Below are 19,910 nucleotides of genomic sequence, written 5' to 3'. Positions count from 1 at the left end.
TCACCCACGGATTGCACGATGAAAATCGCCATCATCTCGCCCAACAGACATCATCTCCAGGAGATGAGCCAGGTACTCGAAGCGCGTTCGCACACCGTCGTCCTGTTCGACGGCGGCAAGAGCAGGATGCGTCAGGTCGCCGAACAGGAGCAGCCGGAGCTGATGCTGGTCGAGGGCATGTGCTGCGACCCCAACGAGCTCGCGCTGGTCGAGTACGTCACGACCCATCATCCGAAGTGCGCGGTCATCCTGCTGTGTGCGACGCAGAGCCCGGAGTTCCTGATCAACTCCATGCGCGCCGGCGTGCGCGAGGTGCTGCCTTCGCCGCCGACGGCGCCCGCGCTCGAAGCCGCGGTGGACCGCATCGCGGCCAAGCTCGCAGGCCAGCAGGCGCGCGCCGGCGGCAAGGTGCTGGCCTTCATGTCCTGCAAGGGCGGCAGCGGCACCACCTTCCTCGCGACCAACCTGGGCTGGCAGCTGGCCGAGTCCAGCAACGTGCTGCTGATCGACCTGGATCTGCAGTTCGGCAGCGCGCTGGCCTATGTGCACGACGGCCGCCCGAACTCGACGATCGCCGACGTCGCGCACGACATCAGCAGGCTGGATGCCTCCTTCCTGGCCGCCAGCACGGTCAAGGTCACGCCCAGCTTCAGCATCCTGGCCGCGCCGGAGGACCTCACGAAGGCCATGGAGGTCAAGCCGGAGCATGTCGACGCCATCCTCGGCGTCGCGGCGGCACACTACGACTTCGTCCTGCTCGATGTCGGCCGGACGCTCAACACCCTCGCGATCCGTGCGCTCGACCGCGCACAGCGGATCTATCCGGTGTTGGAGGCCGGGCTGCCTCATATCCGGAACGCGAACAAGCTGATGGCGGTCTTCAAGTCGCTGGGCTATCCCGCGAACAAGATCGAGCTCATCGTCAACCGCTTCGACAAGAGCGGCGAGATCGGCATCGCCGACATCCGGCGCACGCTGGGTTCCGTCGCCCTGCTCACCGTGCCGGACGTCAAGGAGGTCACGACCTCGATCAACCGCGGCATTCCGCTGGCGGAACTCTCGCGCTCGAATCCGGTGAGCCGCAACCTGGCCGAGCTCGCGCTCTCGCTGAACCCGCGGCAGGCAGAACCCTCCAGTCTTTTTGGCCGGCTGTTCCGGCGAGCCTGACCGGGAATCCCGCAACCGCACCCCGCCAACGAGAGGATCAACATCATGTCATTCCGGGACCTGCTAGACGCCGCCGCGATCGAGCCCATCGCGCGCTCCCAAGAAGAAGCCGCCGCCGACCTGGGCAAGTCGGTCGCCAGCGACGGCTACAAGCTGCTGAAGAGCAAGATGCATCTGACGCTGCTCGAAAAGTTCGACCTCGCTGCGCTCGAGACGCTGCCGCCCGAGGTGCTGCGGCAGGAGATCTCGACCATGGTCATGCGCCTGGTGCAGGAAGAGCAGACCGCGATCAACGAGGTGGAGCGCCGCACGCTGATCCGCGACATCCAGCACGAGATGCTGGGCTTCGGCCCGATCGAGCTGCTGATGGCGGACCCGACGGTGTCCGACATCCTGGTCAACTCGTACCAGCAGATCTACGTCGAGCGCAAGGGGAGGCTGGAGCTCACCAACGTGAGCTTCACCGACGAGAAGCACCTGCTGCGCATCATCGACAAGATCGTGTCGCTGGTCGGCCGGCGCGTCGACGAGTCGAGCCCGATGGTGGATGCCCGGCTGCCCGACGGTTCGCGCGTCAACGCGGTGATTCCGCCGGTGGCGCTGGACGGCCCGATGATGTCGATCCGGCGCTTTGCCCACATTCCGCTGCGGATGAGCAACCTCGTCGACGAGCTCAGGAGCCTGACGCCGCAAATGGCCCTGATGCTCGAGGGCCTGAGCAAATCGAAGGTCAACATCCTGATCTCGGGCGGCACGGGGGCCGGCAAGACCACGCTGCTGAACATCATGTCCGGCAACATCCCGGAGAACGAGCGGATCGTGACGATCGAGGACGCGGCCGAGCTCCAGCTGCAGCAGCCTCACGTGATCCGCATGGAGACACGGCCCGCCAACATCGAGGGCAAGGGCGAGATCACGCAGCGGGCGCTGGTGCGCAATGCCCTGCGGATGCGTCCCGACCGGATCGTGATCGGCGAAGTGCGGGGCGCCGAGGCCTTCGACATGCTGCAGGCCATGAACACCGGCCATGAGGGCTCGCTCACCACCATCCATGCCAACACGCCGCGCGATGCGCTGGCTCGGCTGGAGAACATGATCGGCATGGCCAACCTGAACCTGCCGCACAAGGCGGCGAGATCGCAGATCGCCTCGGCCATCACGGTGGTGATCCAGGCCCTGCGCCTGATCGACGGAAGGCGAAAGATCACCAGCATCCAGGAGATCACCGGCATGGAGGGCGAGATCATCACCATGCAGGAGATCTTCGCCTTCAAGCAGACGGGGGTAGGCCCCGACGGTCAGGTGCAGGGCTACTTCCATGCGACCGGGGTGCGGCCGAAGTTCGCCGAGCGCCTGCGTGCCTTCGGCGTCGTCCTGCCCGACGCCATGTTCGACTCGTCCAAGCACTACGAATAGAAGGAGCTGCGGCCATGTTGAAAAACATCGAAGGCAATGCGTTCCTGATCGTCGCGGTGCTCGTGTTCGTGGCGGTGCTTCTGCTGCTCGAGGGCCTGTACCTGCTCTGGCGCAACTACAAGGGACCCGAAGCCAAGAAGATCGAGAAGAGGCTGCGCACGCTGTCCGCATCCGTCGACACGAGCGCGCAGGCGCAACTGCTGAAGCAGCGCATGCTCAGCGATGTGCCCTTTCTCGAACGGCTGCTGCTGAACATCCCGCGGGCGCACAGCCTGGACCGGCTCATCCTCCAGGCCGGGCTGGAATGGACCGTCTCCACGCTGCTGCTGTGCGGCGCGGGATTCGGATTGGCCGGCTTCCTGTTGATCGTCGGGTTCTTGCACGAGACGCCGTTGCTGGGCATGGGCGTGGCCGGCTTGTTCGCCTGCGTGCCGCTGCTGTACGTGCTCTTCCAGCGCAGTCGCCGCCTGGCCCGCCTGGAGCAACAGCTGCCCGAGGCGCTCGACCTGGTGGTCCGGGCATTGCGCGCCGGACATTCCTTCCCCACGGGGCTGCAGATGATCGGCGACGAAATGGCAGAGCCCATCGCCAACGAGTTTCGCATCGTCGCCGACGAGGTGAACTTCGGCGTGTCGCTGCAGCAGGCGCTGACCAACCTGAGCGAACGCATCCCGCTCACCGACCTGCGCTACTTCGTGGTGGCCGTGCTGATCCAGCGCGACTCGGGCGGCAACCTCACCGAGGTGCTGAGCAATCTGAGCCGGCTGATCCGCGAGCGTCTGAAGCTGCTCATGAAGGTCAGGGTCCTCTCCTCGGAGGGGCGCCTTTCCGCCTGGATCCTCGTTGCCATGCCCTTCGGGCTGGCCGCCCTCATGAATGTCTTCAATCCGCAGTTCATGTCCTTGCTGTGGAAGGACCCGATCGGCATCACCATCATCAAGTACATGCTCAGCCTCATGGCCGTCGGGGTCCTGATCATGAGGAAGATCGTCCGCATTCGCGTTTAAGAGGGAGAGTGACATGCTGCTGTTTTCCTTGCTCGTCTTTGCTTCCGTGAGCCTGGGGCTCATGGGCCTGTTCTTCTGGATGGCGCCCGACCGGGCGAGGCAGCGCCTGCAGGCCATGTCCGAGCCGGCCGCCAAGCCTTCGCAGTGGACGGAGACCGTGGTGAAGATCGTCGGGCCCTTCGCCCAGTTGTCATCGCCGACAGGCGAGGGCGACGCCTCGCCGTTGCGGCTCAAGTTCATGAACGCGGGCATCCGGCACGAGGACGCGCAGCTGGTCTATTTCGGCCTCAAGACGCTGCTGCCGCTGCTGTTCGCGGGCGCTGCCGCCCTGGCGCTGCGCACCGGTGGCAGCGCCGTCGACATGAAGTTCGCGTTCTATCTGATCGTGGGGGCGCTGCTCGGCTGCTACCTGCCCAACATCCTGCTTCAGTGGCGGATCAGGAACCGCCAGCGCGAGATCTTCGAGAACTTCCCCGACGCGGCCGACCTGATGCTGGTGTGCGTCGAAGCCGGGCTGGGGCTGGATGCCGGCCTGGTCAAGGTCACGGACGAGATCCGGATGAAGAGCGAGGCGCTCGCGCAGGAGCTGCACTGGACCAATCTCGAGATGCGGGCCGGAGGGGCGCGGGAGAAGTGCCTGCGCAACCTCGCGCTGCGTACCGGCGTCGAGGAGATCGGTACCTTCGCCACCATGCTGACGCAGGCCGACAAGTTCGGGACCAGCATCGGCGATTCGCTGCGGGTGTTTTCCGACGATCTGCGGCACAAGCGGCAGATGCGTGCGGAGGGCCTGGCCGCGAAGGTGCCCACCAAGATGCTGTTCCCGCTGGTGGTCTGCATCTTTCCCTGCATCTCTATGGTGATCCTGGGGCCCGCTGTCATCCAGATCATCCGCACCCTGCTGCCGATGCTGACTGGCAATCGCTAGTGCGCTGCCTCGAGGCGATAAACCAACTTCGAGAAAGGTCGGCAGTATGGAATCAACGATCGACGCCCGCGCGGCAGCGCCCGCTGTGCGAACCTGGGGCATTTCGTGGCCTCTTGCCGTTGGCGCATCCGCGATCGTGGGGTCGACTGCGTACGGGCCGGGCGTGATGCTGCGAGATGCGGACACCTACTGGCACCTCGCAGCCGCCCGCTGGATGGTGGAGCACGGGAGCGTACCGACCGTCGACACCTTCTCGCATTCGATGCACGGCGCGCCTTGGACGGCCTTCGAGTGGCTGTCCGAACTCGTGATGCTGGGCGCCCATCAACTGGGCGGCTGGGCCGGACTGGTCGCTCTGTCAGCCTCCTGCTTCGGCCTCGTGCTTGCGCTGCTGATGCGATTCCTGCTGGCCCGCATGGAGCCGGTCCATGCGCTGCTCTTCACCGGGCTTGCCGCCGGCATGATGTTGACGCATCTGCTTGCGCGGCCCCACGTGATGGCCTGGGTGCTGCTGGCGCTATGGATATCGGCACTGGTGAATGCAGCGGAGGCGCGCCGCAGGCCGCCATGGTGGCTGCTCGGCGTGATGGTGCTTTGGGCCAATATGCACGGCAGCTTTCTGCTCGGCCTGATGCTCGGCTTCGGCATGGCGCTGGAGGCGGTGCTCGCGCATCCCCGCGGCACGCGCATGGCGGCGGCCAAGCCGTGGATGCTGTTCGTCGCGCTCTCCATGGGCGCGGCGTTGCTGACGCCCAGCGGCTGGGGGGTGCTCGGGCATGCGATCCACATCGTGCGGATGAAGACCGCGCTCGCCGTCATCGGCGAGTGGGTGTCGCCGAATTTCCAACAGGGGAGTCCTCTGGAGCTGTGGCTGCTCCTGGTATTGGCGCTCGCGCTCAGCGGCCGGGTGCGCTTGCCGTGGCTGCGCTTGGTCCTGGTGCTCGGACTCGTGCACCTGGCGCTGAAGCACCAGCGAAACATCGCGGTGCTGGGACTCGTTTCACCGTTCCTGGTCGCGGCCCCGTTCGCACGGCAGTGGTATGCATCGGGGAACCCGAACCGCGACGCGCAAGCGCTCGACCGCTGGTTCCTCGCCCTGGCCGCGCCGGCACGGCCGGCGGCCATTGCCGTGTGCGTGGCTGCCACGGCATTGTTCGCTGCAGCATCGATGCATCTGCGCCCGCCGGCACCGGCGCCGATGATCACGCCCAAGGCCGCGATCGATGCCGCGGTGGCCGCTGGCGCCAAGGGGCCGGTTCTGAACGATTACGTGTTCGGCGGCTTTCTGATTCACGAAGGCGTCCCGGTGTTCATCGACGGGCGCGCGGACATGTATGGCGACGCGTTCCTCGAGAAGCTGGTGGATGCTCTCAGGCTTAAGGATCGCAAGCTGTTCGTCGAATTCCTGAACGAGTACAGGTTCGGGTGGACCTTGCTCACTCCCGGAACACTCGCGAACTCTGTGCTCGACGACCTGCCAGGCTGGCGCAGGGTCTATGCAGACGATACGGCTGTCGTGCATGTGCGTGTCGACACGGTACCGGCGCGCTAGACCGAACTTTGAGCACATGAAGTAGCTGGAACCCAAGCATGGCGCGGGTTTCAGCTATTTTTTGTTCCATTTGTGTAGCCTACAACATCACCCACACGAGCCTGAACCCAAACGCCAAGATCGTCATCACCACGCGGCCCACCCCGCTGCAGGACAAGGCCTTCAAGCTGCTCGCAGCCAACCCCGCTTGCATCTAGCAAACCCCCACCGCCTTGCTCAACAAACGCAGCAGGATCAAGATGCGCTCACTCGGTGCTCAAAGTTCGGGCTAGATGAGTGGGGAGCGCTGAGCGCTGTTTCGCACGCCGGTTTCACACTGCCGGCGACGTTGGGCGGGCATGGATGGCGAAACGGCTTGCCTGGCCTGCCGGCCTCAGCACAAGGCCTTGGCCAGCTGATGCTTCACCGCATACACATACAGCTCCAGCCGATTGCTCACCCCCAGCTTCTGGTAGATCGAAGTCAGGTGGTTGCGCAGGGTGTGCTCGGTGATGAAGAGCCGTTCGGCCAGCGCCTTGTTCGATGCGCCGTTTCCGTCGACCACGGTATGGATGATCTTGCGTTCCTTGCAGGTCAGGGCCGCCTGCTTCTCAGCCTCCGGATCGACCTTGTGCGTGCGCTTCGCGTCGACGAACTCCGCGAACACGCGGCTCATCGTTTCGTTGTCCAGGCACAGCTCGCCGTGGTGCATTCTTTCGATGGTCTGGAGCACCTGCTCTGCGGCCGCATCCTTGCGCAACACGCCTCGGGCACCGCCGAAGACCGCCAGGTCGAGGGTTTTTTGCTGGCGCTCGCCGGTCAGGATCAATACGCGGGAGACCGAGTTGGACAGCAGGCCCGGGAGAATGTCCAGCGCGGATTTGCCGCCCAGATCGAGATCCAGCAGGATGACGTCGGGAATCACCTGGTCGACCTGCTCGAGCGCTTCTTCGCAGTTTCTCGCCGTCCCGACCACCTGCATTCGCGGCTTCTCGCCATCGATCAATCTGGACAATCCCCACAGCATCGTCTGGTGATCATCGACAAGCATGACACCGATGGGTTTTTCAACTGGCTGCATGTTCCACCTCCTAGATGGGTATCTCGACGTGCACGGAAGTGCCGCCGCTCGTTCCCCGCACCACTTGCGCGTTGCCGCCGAGCGCGGTCGCGCGTTCCGTGATCGACCTCGGCTGGAATGCGACCGACTGTGTTCCGTCGCATTCGTTCTCGATCTGGATCCTGAGCAAGCCGTCCACGCATTCCAGCTTGACGGCGCCGTGGTGCGCGAAGGTGTGCTTGCAGATGTTGCTCAAGCCCTCGCGCACGATCTGCAATATCTCCGCGGTCAGGCGGTCGCTCACGTTGAGCTCGCCCTGCACGCAGACCGAGATGTCGATCCCGTAGAAATCTCTGGCCTGCGCTGCCTGCTGGCGCAAGACCATGAGGAAGACTTGTTCCGTCTTGCCAAGGCCATTCTTGACCGTGCCGGCATAGCGGCGCAGATCGCCGATCACCTTGGCGGCCATGTCCGCCAGCTTGTCGAGATCCTCGATCAGCGGGTTGTCATCGGCCGCCTTGTTGCGCAGGGCACTGAGGCCCATCTTCAGTCCGATGTAGGGCTGGATGGCCGTGTCGTGAAGATCCAGCGCGATCTTCTGGCGTTCCTGCGAAGCCGCATCCGAGGCCATCCGGTCCAGCAGTTCGATGTTTTCGATCACGGGGAAGGCCTGGGCAGCGATATGGCTCAGGAAGAGCGCATCGGCCTTTCTGAACCCGGCCTGGCGGGAGAAAAGGTAGATGCGGCCTTCGCTCTTTCGGAGCGACACCGGCGCGCTGATGAACGCACCGGCGTCCAGCAGCTCGGCCAGGCTGCTGCAGGCTGCTTCCTCGTGCCTGTTCCATCTTCCCTTGGCGCTGTCGTATGCCGCGGCACCGGTGAACGAGAACAGGGCCGGCCAGATCGGGCGGTTGTAGGCCACGATGCGCTCCTGCGGGAGCGCCACGAGAGGCGCCGCCGCGTCCACGCTGATCCGTTCGGCATTGATCGAACGCTTCGCGTCGCCCTCCCTGATGGTGCGCAGGAAGTAGGCGCCCGACTCCTTGTCCCGGACGATCAGCAAGCAGCAGCTTCCCTGGAAGAACACCTGTGTCTTCTCCAGAATGCTGGTGACGGTGTGATCGACGCCGAAGCGCGGATTCGATACGCGGCTGACGTCGCGAAGCAGCGCGAGCCGCCGTTTCAGTTCGACCTTCGAGCCGCCCCAATGGATGCTCATATAGCCGAATGCAAGCAGGAAGGTGGCACGCAGCAGCAGGCGGGGGAGGTCCTGCTCGGTCGTCGATCCCAGGCCGCAGGCGGCGAACAAGGCCACCGAAGCGAGGGTGACGCGCGCGCCCTCGTTGAAGCCCCATCGGAAGGACGAGGTGAGGATGGCGAAGAAGAAGAACAGGAAGAAGAAGCTGTGGATGCCGTCCGTGAAAAGAACGATCAGCCCATACCAGAAGACATCCAGCCAGTGAATCAGCTTGCTCTGCGAGAACGGCGCATCGAGCTGCGTATAGAGATAAACGGCCAAACTGTGCAGGATGTAGCCGAAGAACAGCAGCCAGGTGAAGCCCCCGATGCCCCGCAAGCCCGCAGGATCGACAAAAATCGCGAGCAGGGCGGAGACGGACAGCACGAGCCGCATCCTGGCCACCATCCGCGCATCGGCGGCGTCGGCGGCAAGGCTCGCATCGAACTCGTTTTTCCTGTCCAGCCTGTGCACCAGCATCGGGCGTCTCCTCCTCCCACGATGGGAAATCGTGGGCTTTCTGCAGCCAATTTCTGCGCGTGGGAACCGTATGTGAAGAAGTCACATATTACTACTTAGGTAAACAGAAGTAAGATTCTTGAAAGAATTTGCCAGTCGTTCTGCGCAAGAAGTCACGCGCCACCGGGGAGGCGCACCGGCGCCGAGCCTTCCTATACTGGCCGGCCCCAACCCTGGAGACACGCCATGCCCGCCGAGATACCCCGCACCACCCTGCAACTCCGCTCCCTGATCAAGCGCAGCGGCGAGCTCGAACTCTCGCTGGCCGAAGAACCGGTTCCCGAGCCCAAGCCCGACGAAGTCATCGTGCGCGTCGAGGCGGCGCCCATGAACCCTTCGGACCTCGGCCTCCTGTTCGGCGCTGCCGACATGGCCACGGCCAAGGCCTTGGGCACGCCGTCGCGGCCGGTGGTGACGGCCAGCGTCCCCGAGGCCGCGATGAAGAGCATGGCCGCGCGCCTGGATGCGTCGATGCCCGTGGGCAACGAAGGCGCGGGGGTGGTCGTGGCGGCGGGCTCCTCGCCCGCGGCGCAGGCGCTTCTGGGCAAGACGGTCGCGCTGATCGGCGGCGCGATGTACACCCAGTACCGCTGCATCCCGGTCGCCCAATGCATGCTGCTGCCCGAGGGCACGACGCCGGCCGAGGGCGCATCGTCCTTCGTCAATCCGCTCACCGCGCTCGGCATGGTCGAGACCATGCGGCGCGAGGGCCACAAGGCGCTGGTGCACACGGCCGCGGCCTCCAACCTCGGCCAGATGCTCAACCGCATCTGCATCCAGGACGGCATCGGCCTGGTGAACATCGTGCGCAAGAAGGAGCAGGAAGAGATCTTGCGCGCGATCGGCGCCAGGTACGTGTGCAATGCGAGTGCGCCCACCTTCATGCAGGACCTGACCGACGCGCTGGTCGCCACCGGCGCCACGCTGGCCTTCGACGCCATCGGCGGCGGCATGCTGGCCGGTCAGATCCTGAGCTGCATGGAAGCGGCCTTGAACAAGAGCGCCACCGAATACAGCCGCTACGGCTCCACCACCCACAAGCAGGTCTACATCTACGGCGGCCTCGACCGCGGCCCCACCGAGTTCGTGCGAAATTTCGGCATGGCCTGGGGCATGGGCGGCTGGCTGCTCTTTCCCTTCCTGCAGAAGATCGGCCCGGAGGGCGCGAAGAAGCTCAAGGAGCGCGTGGCGGCCGAATTGAAGACCACGTTTGCGAGCCACTACACCAAGGAGGTGTCGATGTCGGAGGCGCTGCGGCTAGAGGAGATCGCGGTCTATGCGAAGCACGCGACCGGGGAGAAGTATTTGCTCAATCCAAGCAAGGGTTGAGCGCCGGCACCCACTGAATAGAGAAAAGCAAGCTGGCGCGCAACAACGCGGGAGGCTTGAGAGGTCCGTCAGGTTGAATCCGACGCCTGCATCCACGCCGGGATATCGCGTTGGCCATGCAGCACGCGCCAGACATCGATGTGATCGGCATGCTCGATGTAGAACACGAGATAGGGATAGCGCGTCAGCGGCCAGGAACGAAGGCCCGGCAGGTTCAGCTCATGGGCGTAGCGTGGCGAACCGGTGGACGGATGACGGCCAATGTGGGCATAGGCCTGCTCCAAGGCATCAACGAATCCGAGTGCGGCGTGTTCGGCGTCTTCCGCCAGGTAGTGCGAGATTGCATCTTCGACGTCCCGGTTCGCCTGTTCGCGCGGAACAACGCGCCTAAGCTTCACCTGCGAGCACCAGTCCTGGCTGCCTTTCGCGTCCGGTTACGCAGGCTCTCGAAATAGCCGGCATCAGCCGGCGCCCCGGGTGCGGACTCAGCGCCTGCCATTAACAGCTCCCGCAGATGCAAACGCTCCTGGTCTTTGCGGATCAGTTCTCGTACGTATTCGCTGCTGGTGCCGTAGCCGCGTTGATTGACCTGCTTGTCGACGAATGCCTTGAGGGTGTCGGGCAGAGAGATGTTCATCGTGCTCATGGCCCAAGGCTAGATCGAATGGCAAAATTTGGCAAGGTTCAGGCCCCTTGCGGCAGAACCTACCCCAGCGCCAGCCGCGTCCCCGAAGCGCCCGCCGCCTTGCGGATCCCGTCCGGCCCGTAGAAGGGCTGCTTGCTCGCCTGCAGATAGTCGAGCGCGTTCTGGGTGAAGTCCAGATGGCCGTAGACCATCGATCCGATGTGGCGGCTGTCGGCCTTGGCGCGGTCCGCAAGTTCCAGCAGCGCCGTCCAGGCCTCTTGCGATGCTTCGCCGGCGGCGGCTGCCGCTTCATCGGCACCGGCACGGCCGGGTTCGAAGCCCAGCGCCACCTGGGCCGATTCGCGCGCCTGGTCGAGCGCGGCCAGGCGGTCGAGCAGGGCGGCCTTCTGTTCGGTGAGCGGGCCGAGGTCGGCGAAGAGATTGTTCTTCATGGCCTGCGCCTCCAGGTCCAGAACCGCAAGGAATTCTTCGACGCAGGACTTCTCGGCCAGCAAATGGGGCAGCAGGATCACGTTCACAGGTCTTTCTTGGCGCCGAGCAGGTCGCGCACGCTGGCCAGGAGGCCCTTGGCGATCCGCTCGGGATGGATTTCGTAGCGGCCGGCGCGGATGTCCTCGCGGATCGAGGCGACGCGCGCGGCATCGAAGTCGGTGTTGGGCGAGCTGGGCAGCGAATGAACCTGGCCCGTGGAAACCTGCACCGATTCCTTGGCGCCTTCGGCGGCATCGGCGCCGGTGGCCGGCAGGGCCTTGCCGCCCTTGGCGGTGCGGGAGAGCGGTGTGGCCGACGGGGCGGATTGATCGATTTTCAAGATGGTTCCTCAGGGGCTGACCCGTTTATCGGCAGTTTAGGGCGGAACTTTAGGGTCACCTATTGCGAGAGTCGGATCTGGCCGCCTTCGTCCGCCACGCCGCTGACCAGGCGGCCGTCGCGCGTCTTGGCCTGCACGGTCGCGCCGATCTCGGCGCGGGTCATGGCCCGGGCCTCGGTGCTGACGGTGAAGCCCGGCCCAACGGCCACCACCTGCACCGTCTGGCCCTGCTGGATCACGACCACGCCGCGCACCAGTTCGCGCCGCACGGGCGCGCCGGCGGCGATGCGGTTGACGGCCACCACGCCCCTGAGTTCGGCGGCATCGGTCACGACCGAGCGCGGCAGCGCGCTGAGATCGCCCGTGCGTTCGGCCAGGTCGCCGGCGCCCAGGGCCTGGCCGGCATCGATGGCGCGCGCGGCCACGAAGTAACGGCCCTCGATGGCGACGCGCGCCTGCACGAAACGCGTCCAGGGCTTGTCGCCGGCGCAGCGCAGGCCCACCGATACCCGGCCCGAGGGTGCGGCGCCCCTGGGCAGGAAAACCTGGAGCGATTCGCAGGGAGGCAGCGCGCCCGAAGCCGGCATGCTCACGTCGATGCGCACCTTGCCCGGGAGGCCGGCGGTCTGCGCTTGCAGAAACTGTTCGATGACGGCGCGCGCATCCCCTGGCGCGGCCGCGGCCGGCGCTGCGGCCAGCACCGCGAGCAGCAGCAGGAGGAGACGGCGAAAGGAGCGGGTTGTTTCCATCATCGGTCCAGCGATTCTAGGAATGCGTGGCTCCGCCTGAAGGTGCGAAGTGCACCCCAAATGCCCCTTTGTTCGGCCCATTGCAAACACGACCCGTGCATAGACTCGCTTTCCATCAGTCGCCATGCCCACCTGGGACGCGACACCTCCAACTGATGGAACAACATGATCGACAAGCTGGATGCGGCGCTTCGCTTCAACCGCGAAGCACTCAATCTCCGGGCGCAGCGCCAGGAGGTGCTGGCGGCCAACATCGCCCATGCCGACACGCCCAACTACAAGGCGCGTGACTTCGATTTCGCGAGCCGGCTCTCGCAGGCCGTGGAGCAGGGCCGCGCCGCGCAGTCGGTGACGCTTTCCACCACCTCCGCGCGCCACCTGCAGGCCGAAGCATCGGCAATGCCCGATGCCGACCTGCTCTATCGCGTGCCAAGCCAATCCAGCATCGACGGCAACACCGTCGAGATGGATGCCGAGCGCATCAACTTCGCCGACAACGCGCTGCGCTACGAGGCCAACCTCACGGTGCTCAGCGCCAGGATCAAGTCGCTGCTGTCGGCAGTGCAGTAGGAACCACCATGCCCTTGCCCAGCGCTTCCATGAACATCTTCAATGTGGCGGGCTCCGCCATGGCCGCGCAGTCGCAGCGCATGAATGTGACCGCGAGCAACCTGGCCAATGCCGAGAGCGTGGCCGGTCCGGACGGCCAGCCCTACCGCGCCAAGCAGGTCGTCTTCGAGGTCGCGGCCTCGGGGCAGCAGGACATCGGCGGCGTCAAGGTCGCGGGCATGGTGGAAGACCAGTCGCCCATGAAGATGGTCTACGACCCGAAGAACCCCCATGCCAATCCCGCGGGCTACGTGACCATGTCCAACGTCAACGTGGTCGAAGAGATGACCAACATGATTTCCGCCTCGCGCAGCTACCAGGCCAACGTCGAGGTGCTCAACACCGCCAAGACGCTGATGGTCAAGACGCTGACGATCGGCCAGTAAATCCCAACCACAAGAAGTGAACCCATGGCCATCGACGACTCCCTCGCCATCACCGGCACGAACACCACCAGCTCGGCGCAGAGCAACAACAGTGTGAGCGGCGCCGACAGCGAGCAGCGCTTTCTCAAGCTGCTGGTGACGCAGCTCAACAACCAGGATCCGCTCAACCCGATGCAGAACGCCGAGCTCACCTCGCAGCTCGCGCAGATGAGCACTGTGAGCGGCATCGAGAAGCTCAATGGCACGCTCTCCGGCCTGGTGAACCAGACCGGCACCAACCAGGTCCTGCAGGCGGCATCGCTGATCGGCTACAACGTGCTGTCGCCCGGCAACGAGATCGCCACCAAGGCGCCGGAAGTGGGCAAGGACCCGGCGGTCGTGCCCTTCGCGGTGCAGCTGCCGGGCTCGGCCGGCGACGTCGAGGTGAAGATCGTCGACGCCGCGGGCAAGACGGTGCGCACCCTCAACCTCGGCTCGTTGCCCGAAGGCGTCAACGCCGTCACCTGGGACGGCAAGGCCGACGACGGCACCGTCGCACCGGCCGGCAGTTACACCTTCACGGTGGCCGCCGACAACAACGGCACCACGGTCGAGGCGACCGCGCTCACCTTCTCGCAGGTGGCCGCCGTCAAGCAGGGCACGAGCGGCGTCACGCTCGAGCTGGCTTCGGGGCGCAGCATCGGCCTGTCCGACGTTCGCATGTTCCTCTGAGTCCTTCGCATGCCTTTCCCCTCGGCGGCCGCCGCCCGGCTGCAAGCCGTTTTTTCATCGCCTCGAAACAAGGATCGATCATGAGTTTTTCCCAGGGCATCAGCGGCCTGTCTGTCGCCGCCGCCAACCTCGACGTCATCGGCAACAACATCGCCAACTCGGGCACCGTGGGCTTCAAGTCGGCCGCCGCGACCTTCCAGGACGTGTATGCCGGATCGCGCATCGGCCTCGGCGCCTCGGTGGCCGGCGTGACGCAGAACTTCACGCAGGGCGTGACCCAGACCAGCAGCCGCCCGCTGGACGTGGCCATCCTCAACGGCGACGGCTTCTTCCGCCTCTCGAGCCCGAGCGGCGAGATCATGTACTCGCGCAATGGCCAGTTCACCAAGGACCAGGACGGCTACATCGTCAACGCCGCCGGCCTGCGGCTGACCGGCTTCGGCGTCTCGGCCACCGGCGGCATCGAAGGCGGCACGCCCTCGGCGATCCGCATCCCGACCACCGCCATGGACCCGAAGGCCACCACCGGCGTGCAGGCCGAGTTCAACCTCGACTCGCGCAGCGTGACGCCCACCAAGACGCCCTTCAACGTGGCCGACTCGGACACCTACAACTACTCCAACGCGCTCGGGCCGGTCTACGACTCGCTGGGCAATCCGCACGAGCTGGGCGTCTTCTTCGTGAAGACCGGCGCCAATGCCTGGAGCGTCTACGGCGCGGCCGACGGTGCCGCGCTCAACGCCGGCGCGCCGATCTCCACCATGACCTTCGACGCCAACGGCAAGCTGCTGACGCCCGCCGGCGGCACCATCACCCTGCCGGCGATGACCTTCCCCAACGGTTCGGCGGCGATGAACGTCACGGTCGACCTCTCGGGCACCACGCAGTTCGGCAATGCCAACGCCATCAACAAGCTCAACCAGGACGGCTACACCTCGGGCTCGCTGACCGCCTACTCGATCAACCCCGACGGCACCATCACCGGCAAGTTCTCCAACGAGCAGACCCAGCTGCTGGGCCAGGTGGTGCTGTCGAGCTTCGCCAACCCCAACGGCCTTGAGCCCAAGGGCAACAACGTCTGGGCCGAGACCCAGGCTTCGGGCCAGGCGCTCACCGGCACGCCGGGCGCGGGCACCAAGCAGGGCTCGCTCGCCTCGGGCGCGCTGGAGGCCTCCAACGTCGACCTCACTTCCGAGCTCGTCAACCTGATCGTGGCCCAGCGCAGCTACCAGGCCAACGCGCAGACGGTGAAGACGCAGGATCAGGTCGTGCAGACGCTGATCAACATCCGCTGAGATCCCGATGGACCGCATGCTGTATGTCGCCATGAGCGGCGCCAAGCAGGCCATGGAGCAGCAGGCCTCGGTCGCCAACAACATGGCGAACGTCTCGACGCCGGGCTTTCGTGCGCAGGTCAACAGCTTTCGCGCGGTGCCGGTGGTCGGCGAAGAAGCGCAGACGCGCGCCTTCGTCGCCGCCATCACGCCGGGCGCCGACTTCAGCCACGGTCCGCTGACCGAGACCGGCCGCGCCCTCGACGTCGCGGTTCACGGCGATGGCTGGCTCGTGGTGCAGACGCCCGACGGCGGCGAGGCCTACACGCGTGTGGGCAACCTGCAGGTCGGCGCCGACGGCCAACTGCTGACCATGGGCGCGCGCCCGGTGGTCGGCGAGGGCGGCGCGCTGGTGGTGCCGCCGGGCTCCACGGTGCAGATCGCGCCCAACGGCGCCGTCACGGCCCGCGGCGCCGGCGATGCGCTGGTCGGCGTGGCCGAAGTGGGGCGCCTGAAGCTGGTCAATCCGCCGACCGCCGACCTGGTGCGCGGCGACGACGGGCTCTTTCGCATGCGCGAGGGCCTGCCGCCGGCCGAGGCCGACGCGGCCGTGACCGTCGCCAGCGGCGTGGTCGAGGGCAGCAACGTCAACGCGGTCGAAGCCATGGTTTCGATGATTGCCCAGGCCCGCAGCTTCGAGATGCAGATGAAGTCGATGCAGACCGCGGACACCAACGCGCAGTCGGCCAACAAGTTGCTGGCGTACGGCTAGCCCACCAACCCCTGAAGGAATTTCTCCCATGATGCGCTCGCTCTACATCGCCAAGACCGGCCTCGACGCCCAGCAAACCCAGCTCGACGTGGTGTCGAACAACCTCGCCAACGTCGGCACCACCGGCTTCAAGCGCAGCCGCGCCGTGTTCGAGGACCTGATGTACCAGAACCTGCGCCAGGTCGGCGGCCAGACCTCGGACCAGACGCGGCTGCCTTCGGGCCTGCAGGTCGGCACCGGCGTGCACGTGGTCGCCACCGAGCGCATCCATGCGCAGGGCAACATGACCAAGACCGACAACCCGAAGGATGTCGCGATCAACGGCGCCGGCTTCTTCCAGGTGCTGATGCCCGACGGCACCACCTCGTACACGCGCGACGGCTCCTTCCAGACCGACCGCGACGGCCAGCTCGTCACCGCCAGCGGCTTCCCGGTGCAGCCGGCCATCACCATTCCGCAGAACGCCACCAGCATGACCATCGGCCGCGACGGCATGGTCTCGGTCACGCAGGCCGGCAGCACCGCCACGGTGCAGGTCGGCCAACTGCAGCTGGCCACCTTCCTGAATCCGGCCGGCTTGCAGAGCATGGGCGAGAACCTCTATGCGGAGACCGATTCCTCGGGCGCGCCCAACCAGCTGAACCCGGGCCTCGAAGGTGCCGGCATCCTGAGCCAGGGCTACGTCGAGGCATCGAACGTCAACGTGGTGGAGGAGCTCGTCAACATGATCGCGACCCAGCGCGCTTACGAAATCAACAGCAAGGCCGTGCAAACCTCCGACCAGATGCTGCAGCGCCTCGCGCAACTGTGATGCAGAGCGCGCGTCTTCATCGTCTTGCCGTCTGCACGCTGGTGCTCGCCACCGGCTGCGCGCAGATCCCGCGCGAGCCGCTGGTGCACCAGCCGATGACGGCGCGCGCCAACACCTACGCGGCGCTGCCGGCGCCGCGCGCCAACGGCGCGATCTTCCGCGACGGGCCCGGCGCCAATGCGCTGTTCGAGGACCGCCGTCCGCGCAATGTCGGCGACATCCTGACCATCGTGATCAGCGAGAAGGTCAACGCGAGCAAGAACTCGGGCGCCAATGCCAGCCGCAGCGGCAGCCTGACGGCTGCCTTCCCGACCATCCCGAAGCTGCTGGGCGGTCTGCTGGACGAGCAGGACGCGAAGCTCTCCGGCAACAACATCCTCAATGCCAAGGGCGGCGCCAACGCCAACAACACCTTCAACGGCGTGATCACCGTGACCGTGGTCGACGTCATGGGGAACGGCAACCTGCTGGTTTCCGGCGAGAAGCAGATGGGCATCAATCAAGGCACCGAATACATCCGCTTCTCGGGCGTGGTGAACCCGCGCACCGTCTCCGGCAGCAACACCGTGCCCTCGACCCTGGTGGCCGATGCGCGCATCGAATACACGGCCAAGGGCTACATCGACGAGGCCCAGCACATGGGCTGGATGCAGCGCTTCTTCCTCAATGTGATGCCGTTCTGATCATGAACTTCAAATTTCTCCGGCGCTGCATCTTCTCGGCCTTGTGCGCCGTCGCGTTGTCGTCTCCGGCACAGGCCGAGCGGCTCAAGGAACTGGCCAGCATCCAGGGCGTGCGCGACAACCCGCTGATCGGCTACGGCCTGATGGTGGGCCTCGACGGCACCGGCGACCAGACCATGCAGACGCCGTTCACCACGCAGAGCCTGAACAACATGCTGCAGCAGCTCGGCATCACCATTCCGGCCGGCGTCAACATGCAGCTCAAGAACGTGGCGGCCGTGATGGTCACGGCCACGCTGCCTTCGTTCGCGCGGCCCGGCCAGAACATCGACGTGACGGTGTCCTCGATGGGCAATGCCAAGAGCCTGCGCGGCGGCACCTTGCTGATGACGCCGCTCAAGGGCGTCGACGGCGCGACCTACGCCATCGCGCAGGGCAACATGGTGGTGGGCGGCGCGGGCGCCTCGGCCAGCGGCAGCAAGGTGCAGATCAACCAGCTCGGCTCGGGCCGCATTCCCGGCGGCGCGCTGGTCGAGCGCAGCGTCGAGGCGCCGGTCGGCGGCGAAGGCATGTTCACGCTGGAGCTCAACCGCTCCGACTTCGGCACCGCGCAGCGTGCGGTCGAGGCCATCAATCGCCAGTTCGGCCCCGGCACCGCCGACGCGATGGACGCGCGCGTGATCCGCGTGCGCGCCCCCGAGCCGCAGGAGCGCGTCGGCTTCCTCGCGCGCCTCGAAGGGCTCGAAGTCACGCCGACCCAGGCGGTGGCGCGCGTGGTGATCAATGCGCGCACCGGCTCGGTGGTCATGAACCAGGCGGTGCGCGTCAACGACTGCGCGGTGGCGCACGGCAATCTCTCAGTGGTCATCAACACGGAGCCGGTGATCAGCCAGCCCGGCCCCTTCTCGGGCGGCAGCACGGTGGCCACGCAGACCTCGCAGATCTCGATCGCGCAGGGCGGCGGCGCGCTGCAGATGGTGCGCGGCGGGGCATCGCTCTCGGATGTGATCAAGGGACTCAACAGCCTGGGCGCCAATCCGCAGGACCTGGTGTCAATCCTGCAGGCCATGAAGACCGCCGGCGCCTTGCGCGCCGAGCTCGAGATCATCTGACATGGCGATCCTGGAAAACCGAAGCGGCGCGCTGGACCAGCGCTTTGCGTTGGACGTGCAGGGCGTCGATGCGCTGCGGCGCACCGTGCGTACCTCGCCCGAAGAGGGCTTGAAGCAGGTGTCGCGGCAGTTCGAAGCCCTGTTCATGAACATGGTGCTGAAGAGCATGCGCGAGGCCACGCCCTCCAGCGGCCTGCTCGAGAGCCGGAACGAGAAGGTCTACATGTCCATGCTCGACCAGCAGCTCTCGCAGAACCTCTCGGGGCGCGGCGTGGGGCTGGCCGAAGCGATGCTGGCGCAGCTGAGCCGCAGCGCGGCCTCGGGCGCGGCCGACGGCGAAGCCGGGGCCATGTCGCTCGACGGGCCGTCGGGCTTCCCGTTGAAGCCGCAGGCCGGCATTCCGCTCGGCTCCTCGCCGCCGGAGGGCGCACCGGCCACCCGGCGCTCGATGCCGGTGGACCTGAGCGTCTACCAGAACAACGGCGAGCGTCCTTCGCCGGCCGCGGTGGCTTCGCTGCAAGGCCACGTCGACAGCTTCGTGAAGAGCATGGGCGGCTCCGCCCAGGCCGCGAGCGAGGCCAGCGGCGTGCCCGCGCCCCTGATCCTGGCGCAGGCCGCGCTCGAATCGGGCTGGGGCAAGCGCGAGATCCGCGCCGACGACGGCACGCAGAGCTTCAACCTGTTCGGCATCAAGGCCGACCGTGGCTGGAAGGGCCCGGTGGTGGAAACCACCACCACCGAATACGTCGACGGCGAGCCGCAGAAAGTGCGCGCCAGGTTCAGGGCCTACGGTTCCTACGACGAAGCCTTCACCGACTACGCGAAGTTCATCACCCGCAATCCGCGCTACGCCAACGTGCTGGCCACCGACGACCCGGCCGAGGCCGCGCACGGCCTGCAGAAGGCGGGCTACGCGACCGATCCGCAGTACGGGCAGAAGCTCGTTCGGATCATGCAGAAATTCACATAGGACCCACGACCATGGCAGAGATCACCAGCCTTCATCAGCACGCGAGCGCCCCCGTTCTCGCCAACGCCAAACGCCTCGAGGTGGTCACCTTCACGCTGGGCGAGGAGGAATACGGCATCGACATCCAGAAGGTGCAGGAGCTGCGCGGCTACGACGCGGTGACGCGCATTGCGAACGCGCCG

General features: G+C 65.9%; 24 protein-coding genes. 17 read left to right on the top strand and 7 right to left on the bottom strand.

All coding sequences use genetic code 11. From position 1 onward, the window contains the following. The first annotated feature begins 18 nt into the window (after positions 1-18). From BLS74_RS12090 to BLS74_RS34365, 6 genes are all read left to right on the top strand, one after another. Positions 19-1,167, top strand: coding sequence for a CpaE/TadZ family protein (locus BLS74_RS12090; RefSeq protein ID WP_093106241.1), 1,149 nt, complete (start codon positions 19-21; stop codon positions 1,165-1,167). A 45-nt stretch (positions 1,168-1,212) separates the two neighbouring features. Further along, a complete protein-coding gene (locus BLS74_RS12085; protein WP_093106239.1) occupies positions 1,213-2,583 on the top strand; it encodes a TadA family conjugal transfer-associated ATPase in 1,371 nt (456 codons plus the stop codon). A 14-nt stretch (positions 2,584-2,597) separates the two neighbouring features. Beyond that, on the top strand, positions 2,598-3,590 hold the full coding sequence (locus tag BLS74_RS12080) for a type II secretion system F family protein (RefSeq protein ID WP_093106236.1): 993 nt from the start codon (positions 2,598-2,600) through the stop codon (positions 3,588-3,590). 13 nt (positions 3,591-3,603) lie between these two features. Next, positions 3,604-4,518 carry a type II secretion system F family protein gene (locus BLS74_RS12075; protein WP_093106234.1) on the top strand — a complete coding sequence of 305 codons (915 nt, stop codon included), beginning with the start codon at positions 3,604-3,606 and terminating at the stop codon, positions 4,516-4,518. A 136-nt stretch (positions 4,519-4,654) separates the two neighbouring features. Beyond that, positions 4,655-6,070, top strand: a complete 1,416-nt coding sequence (locus tag BLS74_RS12070; RefSeq protein WP_139191671.1) for a hypothetical protein — start codon at positions 4,655-4,657, stop codon at positions 6,068-6,070. Positions 6,071-6,108: 38 nt separating this feature from the next. Beyond that, a complete protein-coding gene (locus BLS74_RS34365; RefSeq protein ID WP_170855584.1) occupies positions 6,109-6,267 on the top strand; it encodes a hypothetical protein in 159 nt (52 codons plus the stop codon). Positions 6,268-6,443: 176 nt separating this feature from the next. Here BLS74_RS34365 and BLS74_RS12065 read toward each other — a convergent pair whose 3' ends face one another. Beyond that, complete coding sequence (locus BLS74_RS12065) at positions 6,444-7,130, bottom strand: response regulator (RefSeq protein WP_244503850.1); 687 nt, start codon at positions 7,128-7,130, stop codon at positions 6,444-6,446. 10 nt (positions 7,131-7,140) lie between these two features. After that, positions 7,141-8,826, bottom strand: a complete 1,686-nt coding sequence (locus tag BLS74_RS12060) for a sensor histidine kinase (RefSeq protein WP_093106226.1) — start codon at positions 8,824-8,826, stop codon at positions 7,141-7,143. A gap of 225 nt (positions 8,827-9,051) precedes the next feature. On the opposite strand from BLS74_RS12060, the gene BLS74_RS12055 reads away from it, so the two are divergent. Continuing rightward, positions 9,052-10,194: a zinc-binding dehydrogenase gene (locus BLS74_RS12055; protein WP_093106224.1), complete on the top strand. Its 1,143-nt coding sequence runs from the start codon at positions 9,052-9,054 to the stop codon at positions 10,192-10,194. Between the two features lie 68 nt (positions 10,195-10,262). Here the strand turns inward: BLS74_RS12055 and BLS74_RS12050 are convergent, their stop codons facing one another. From BLS74_RS12050 to flgA, 5 genes are read right to left on the bottom strand one after another with little or no spacing between them, the layout of a single operon-like run. Then, a complete protein-coding gene (locus BLS74_RS12050; RefSeq protein WP_093106221.1) occupies positions 10,263-10,592 on the bottom strand; it encodes a type II toxin-antitoxin system RelE/ParE family toxin in 330 nt (109 codons plus the stop codon). Continuing rightward, a complete protein-coding gene (locus BLS74_RS12045; RefSeq protein WP_093106219.1) occupies positions 10,589-10,840 on the bottom strand; it encodes a type II toxin-antitoxin system ParD family antitoxin in 252 nt (83 codons plus the stop codon). Before BLS74_RS12045 ends, BLS74_RS12050 begins: the two co-directional genes overlap by 4 nt. Positions 10,841-10,899: 59 nt before the next feature. After that, positions 10,900-11,358: a flagella synthesis protein FlgN gene (locus tag BLS74_RS12040; protein WP_244503849.1), complete on the bottom strand. Its 459-nt coding sequence runs from the start codon at positions 11,356-11,358 to the stop codon at positions 10,900-10,902. Further along, complete coding sequence (gene flgM, locus BLS74_RS12035; RefSeq protein WP_093106216.1) at positions 11,355-11,651, bottom strand: flagellar biosynthesis anti-sigma factor FlgM; 297 nt, start codon at positions 11,649-11,651, stop codon at positions 11,355-11,357. Before flgM ends, BLS74_RS12040 begins: the two co-directional genes overlap by 4 nt. Positions 11,652-11,710: 59 nt before the next feature. Further along, positions 11,711-12,403 (bottom strand): flagellar basal body P-ring formation chaperone FlgA, encoded by a 693-nt coding sequence (flgA, locus tag BLS74_RS12030; protein WP_093106214.1) that lies wholly within the window; start codon positions 12,401-12,403, stop codon positions 11,711-11,713. A 162-nt stretch (positions 12,404-12,565) separates the two neighbouring features. Here flgA and flgB point away from each other — a divergent pair, with 162 nt between their 5' ends. The 10 genes from flgB to BLS74_RS11980 form a co-directional block, all read left to right on the top strand. Continuing rightward, entirely contained in the window at positions 12,566-12,970 is a 405-nt protein-coding gene (flgB, locus tag BLS74_RS12025; RefSeq protein WP_093106211.1) for a flagellar basal body rod protein FlgB, read from the top strand. Positions 12,971-12,999: 29 nt separating this feature from the next. Beyond that, the gene (gene flgC, locus BLS74_RS12020; protein ID WP_093106209.1) at positions 13,000-13,395 is read left to right on the top strand and encodes a flagellar basal body rod protein FlgC; all 396 of its coding nucleotides are present in this window, start codon (positions 13,000-13,002) and stop codon (positions 13,393-13,395) included. A gap of 24 nt (positions 13,396-13,419) precedes the next feature. Then, on the top strand, positions 13,420-14,106 hold the full coding sequence (locus BLS74_RS12015) for a flagellar hook assembly protein FlgD (RefSeq protein ID WP_093106206.1): 687 nt from the start codon (positions 13,420-13,422) through the stop codon (positions 14,104-14,106). A gap of 80 nt (positions 14,107-14,186) precedes the next feature. Continuing rightward, positions 14,187-15,401 (top strand): flagellar hook protein FlgE, encoded by a 1,215-nt coding sequence (gene flgE, locus BLS74_RS12010; RefSeq protein ID WP_093106203.1) that lies wholly within the window; start codon positions 14,187-14,189, stop codon positions 15,399-15,401. A 7-nt stretch (positions 15,402-15,408) separates the two neighbouring features. Next, positions 15,409-16,152: a flagellar basal body rod protein FlgF gene (locus BLS74_RS12005; RefSeq protein WP_093106201.1), complete on the top strand. Its 744-nt coding sequence runs from the start codon at positions 15,409-15,411 to the stop codon at positions 16,150-16,152. A gap of 28 nt (positions 16,153-16,180) precedes the next feature. Next, complete coding sequence (flgG, locus tag BLS74_RS12000) at positions 16,181-16,963, top strand: flagellar basal-body rod protein FlgG (RefSeq protein WP_093106198.1); 783 nt, start codon at positions 16,181-16,183, stop codon at positions 16,961-16,963. Beyond that, positions 16,963-17,646 (top strand): flagellar basal body L-ring protein FlgH, encoded by a 684-nt coding sequence (locus BLS74_RS11995; protein ID WP_093106196.1) that lies wholly within the window; start codon positions 16,963-16,965, stop codon positions 17,644-17,646. The genes flgG and BLS74_RS11995 overlap by 1 nt, the downstream gene beginning before the upstream one ends. A gap of 2 nt (positions 17,647-17,648) precedes the next feature. Further along, a complete protein-coding gene (locus tag BLS74_RS11990; protein WP_093106193.1) occupies positions 17,649-18,758 on the top strand; it encodes a flagellar basal body P-ring protein FlgI in 1,110 nt (369 codons plus the stop codon). A gap of 1 nt (position 18,759) precedes the next feature. Continuing rightward, complete coding sequence (gene flgJ, locus BLS74_RS11985) at positions 18,760-19,728, top strand: flagellar assembly peptidoglycan hydrolase FlgJ (protein ID WP_093106190.1); 969 nt, start codon at positions 18,760-18,762, stop codon at positions 19,726-19,728. Positions 19,729-19,739: 11 nt separating this feature from the next. Next, positions 19,740-19,910 (top strand): chemotaxis protein CheW (locus BLS74_RS11980; RefSeq protein ID WP_170855583.1); only part of this gene is annotated, 171 nt, incomplete at its 3' end.

Source organism: Variovorax sp. CF079, from assembly GCF_900101545.1.
Taxonomy (GTDB): Bacteria; Pseudomonadota; Gammaproteobacteria; order Burkholderiales; family Burkholderiaceae_C; genus Variovorax.
Note: the sequence above shows the minus strand (reverse complement) of the source record. Positions and strands in the feature narration are given on the sequence as shown.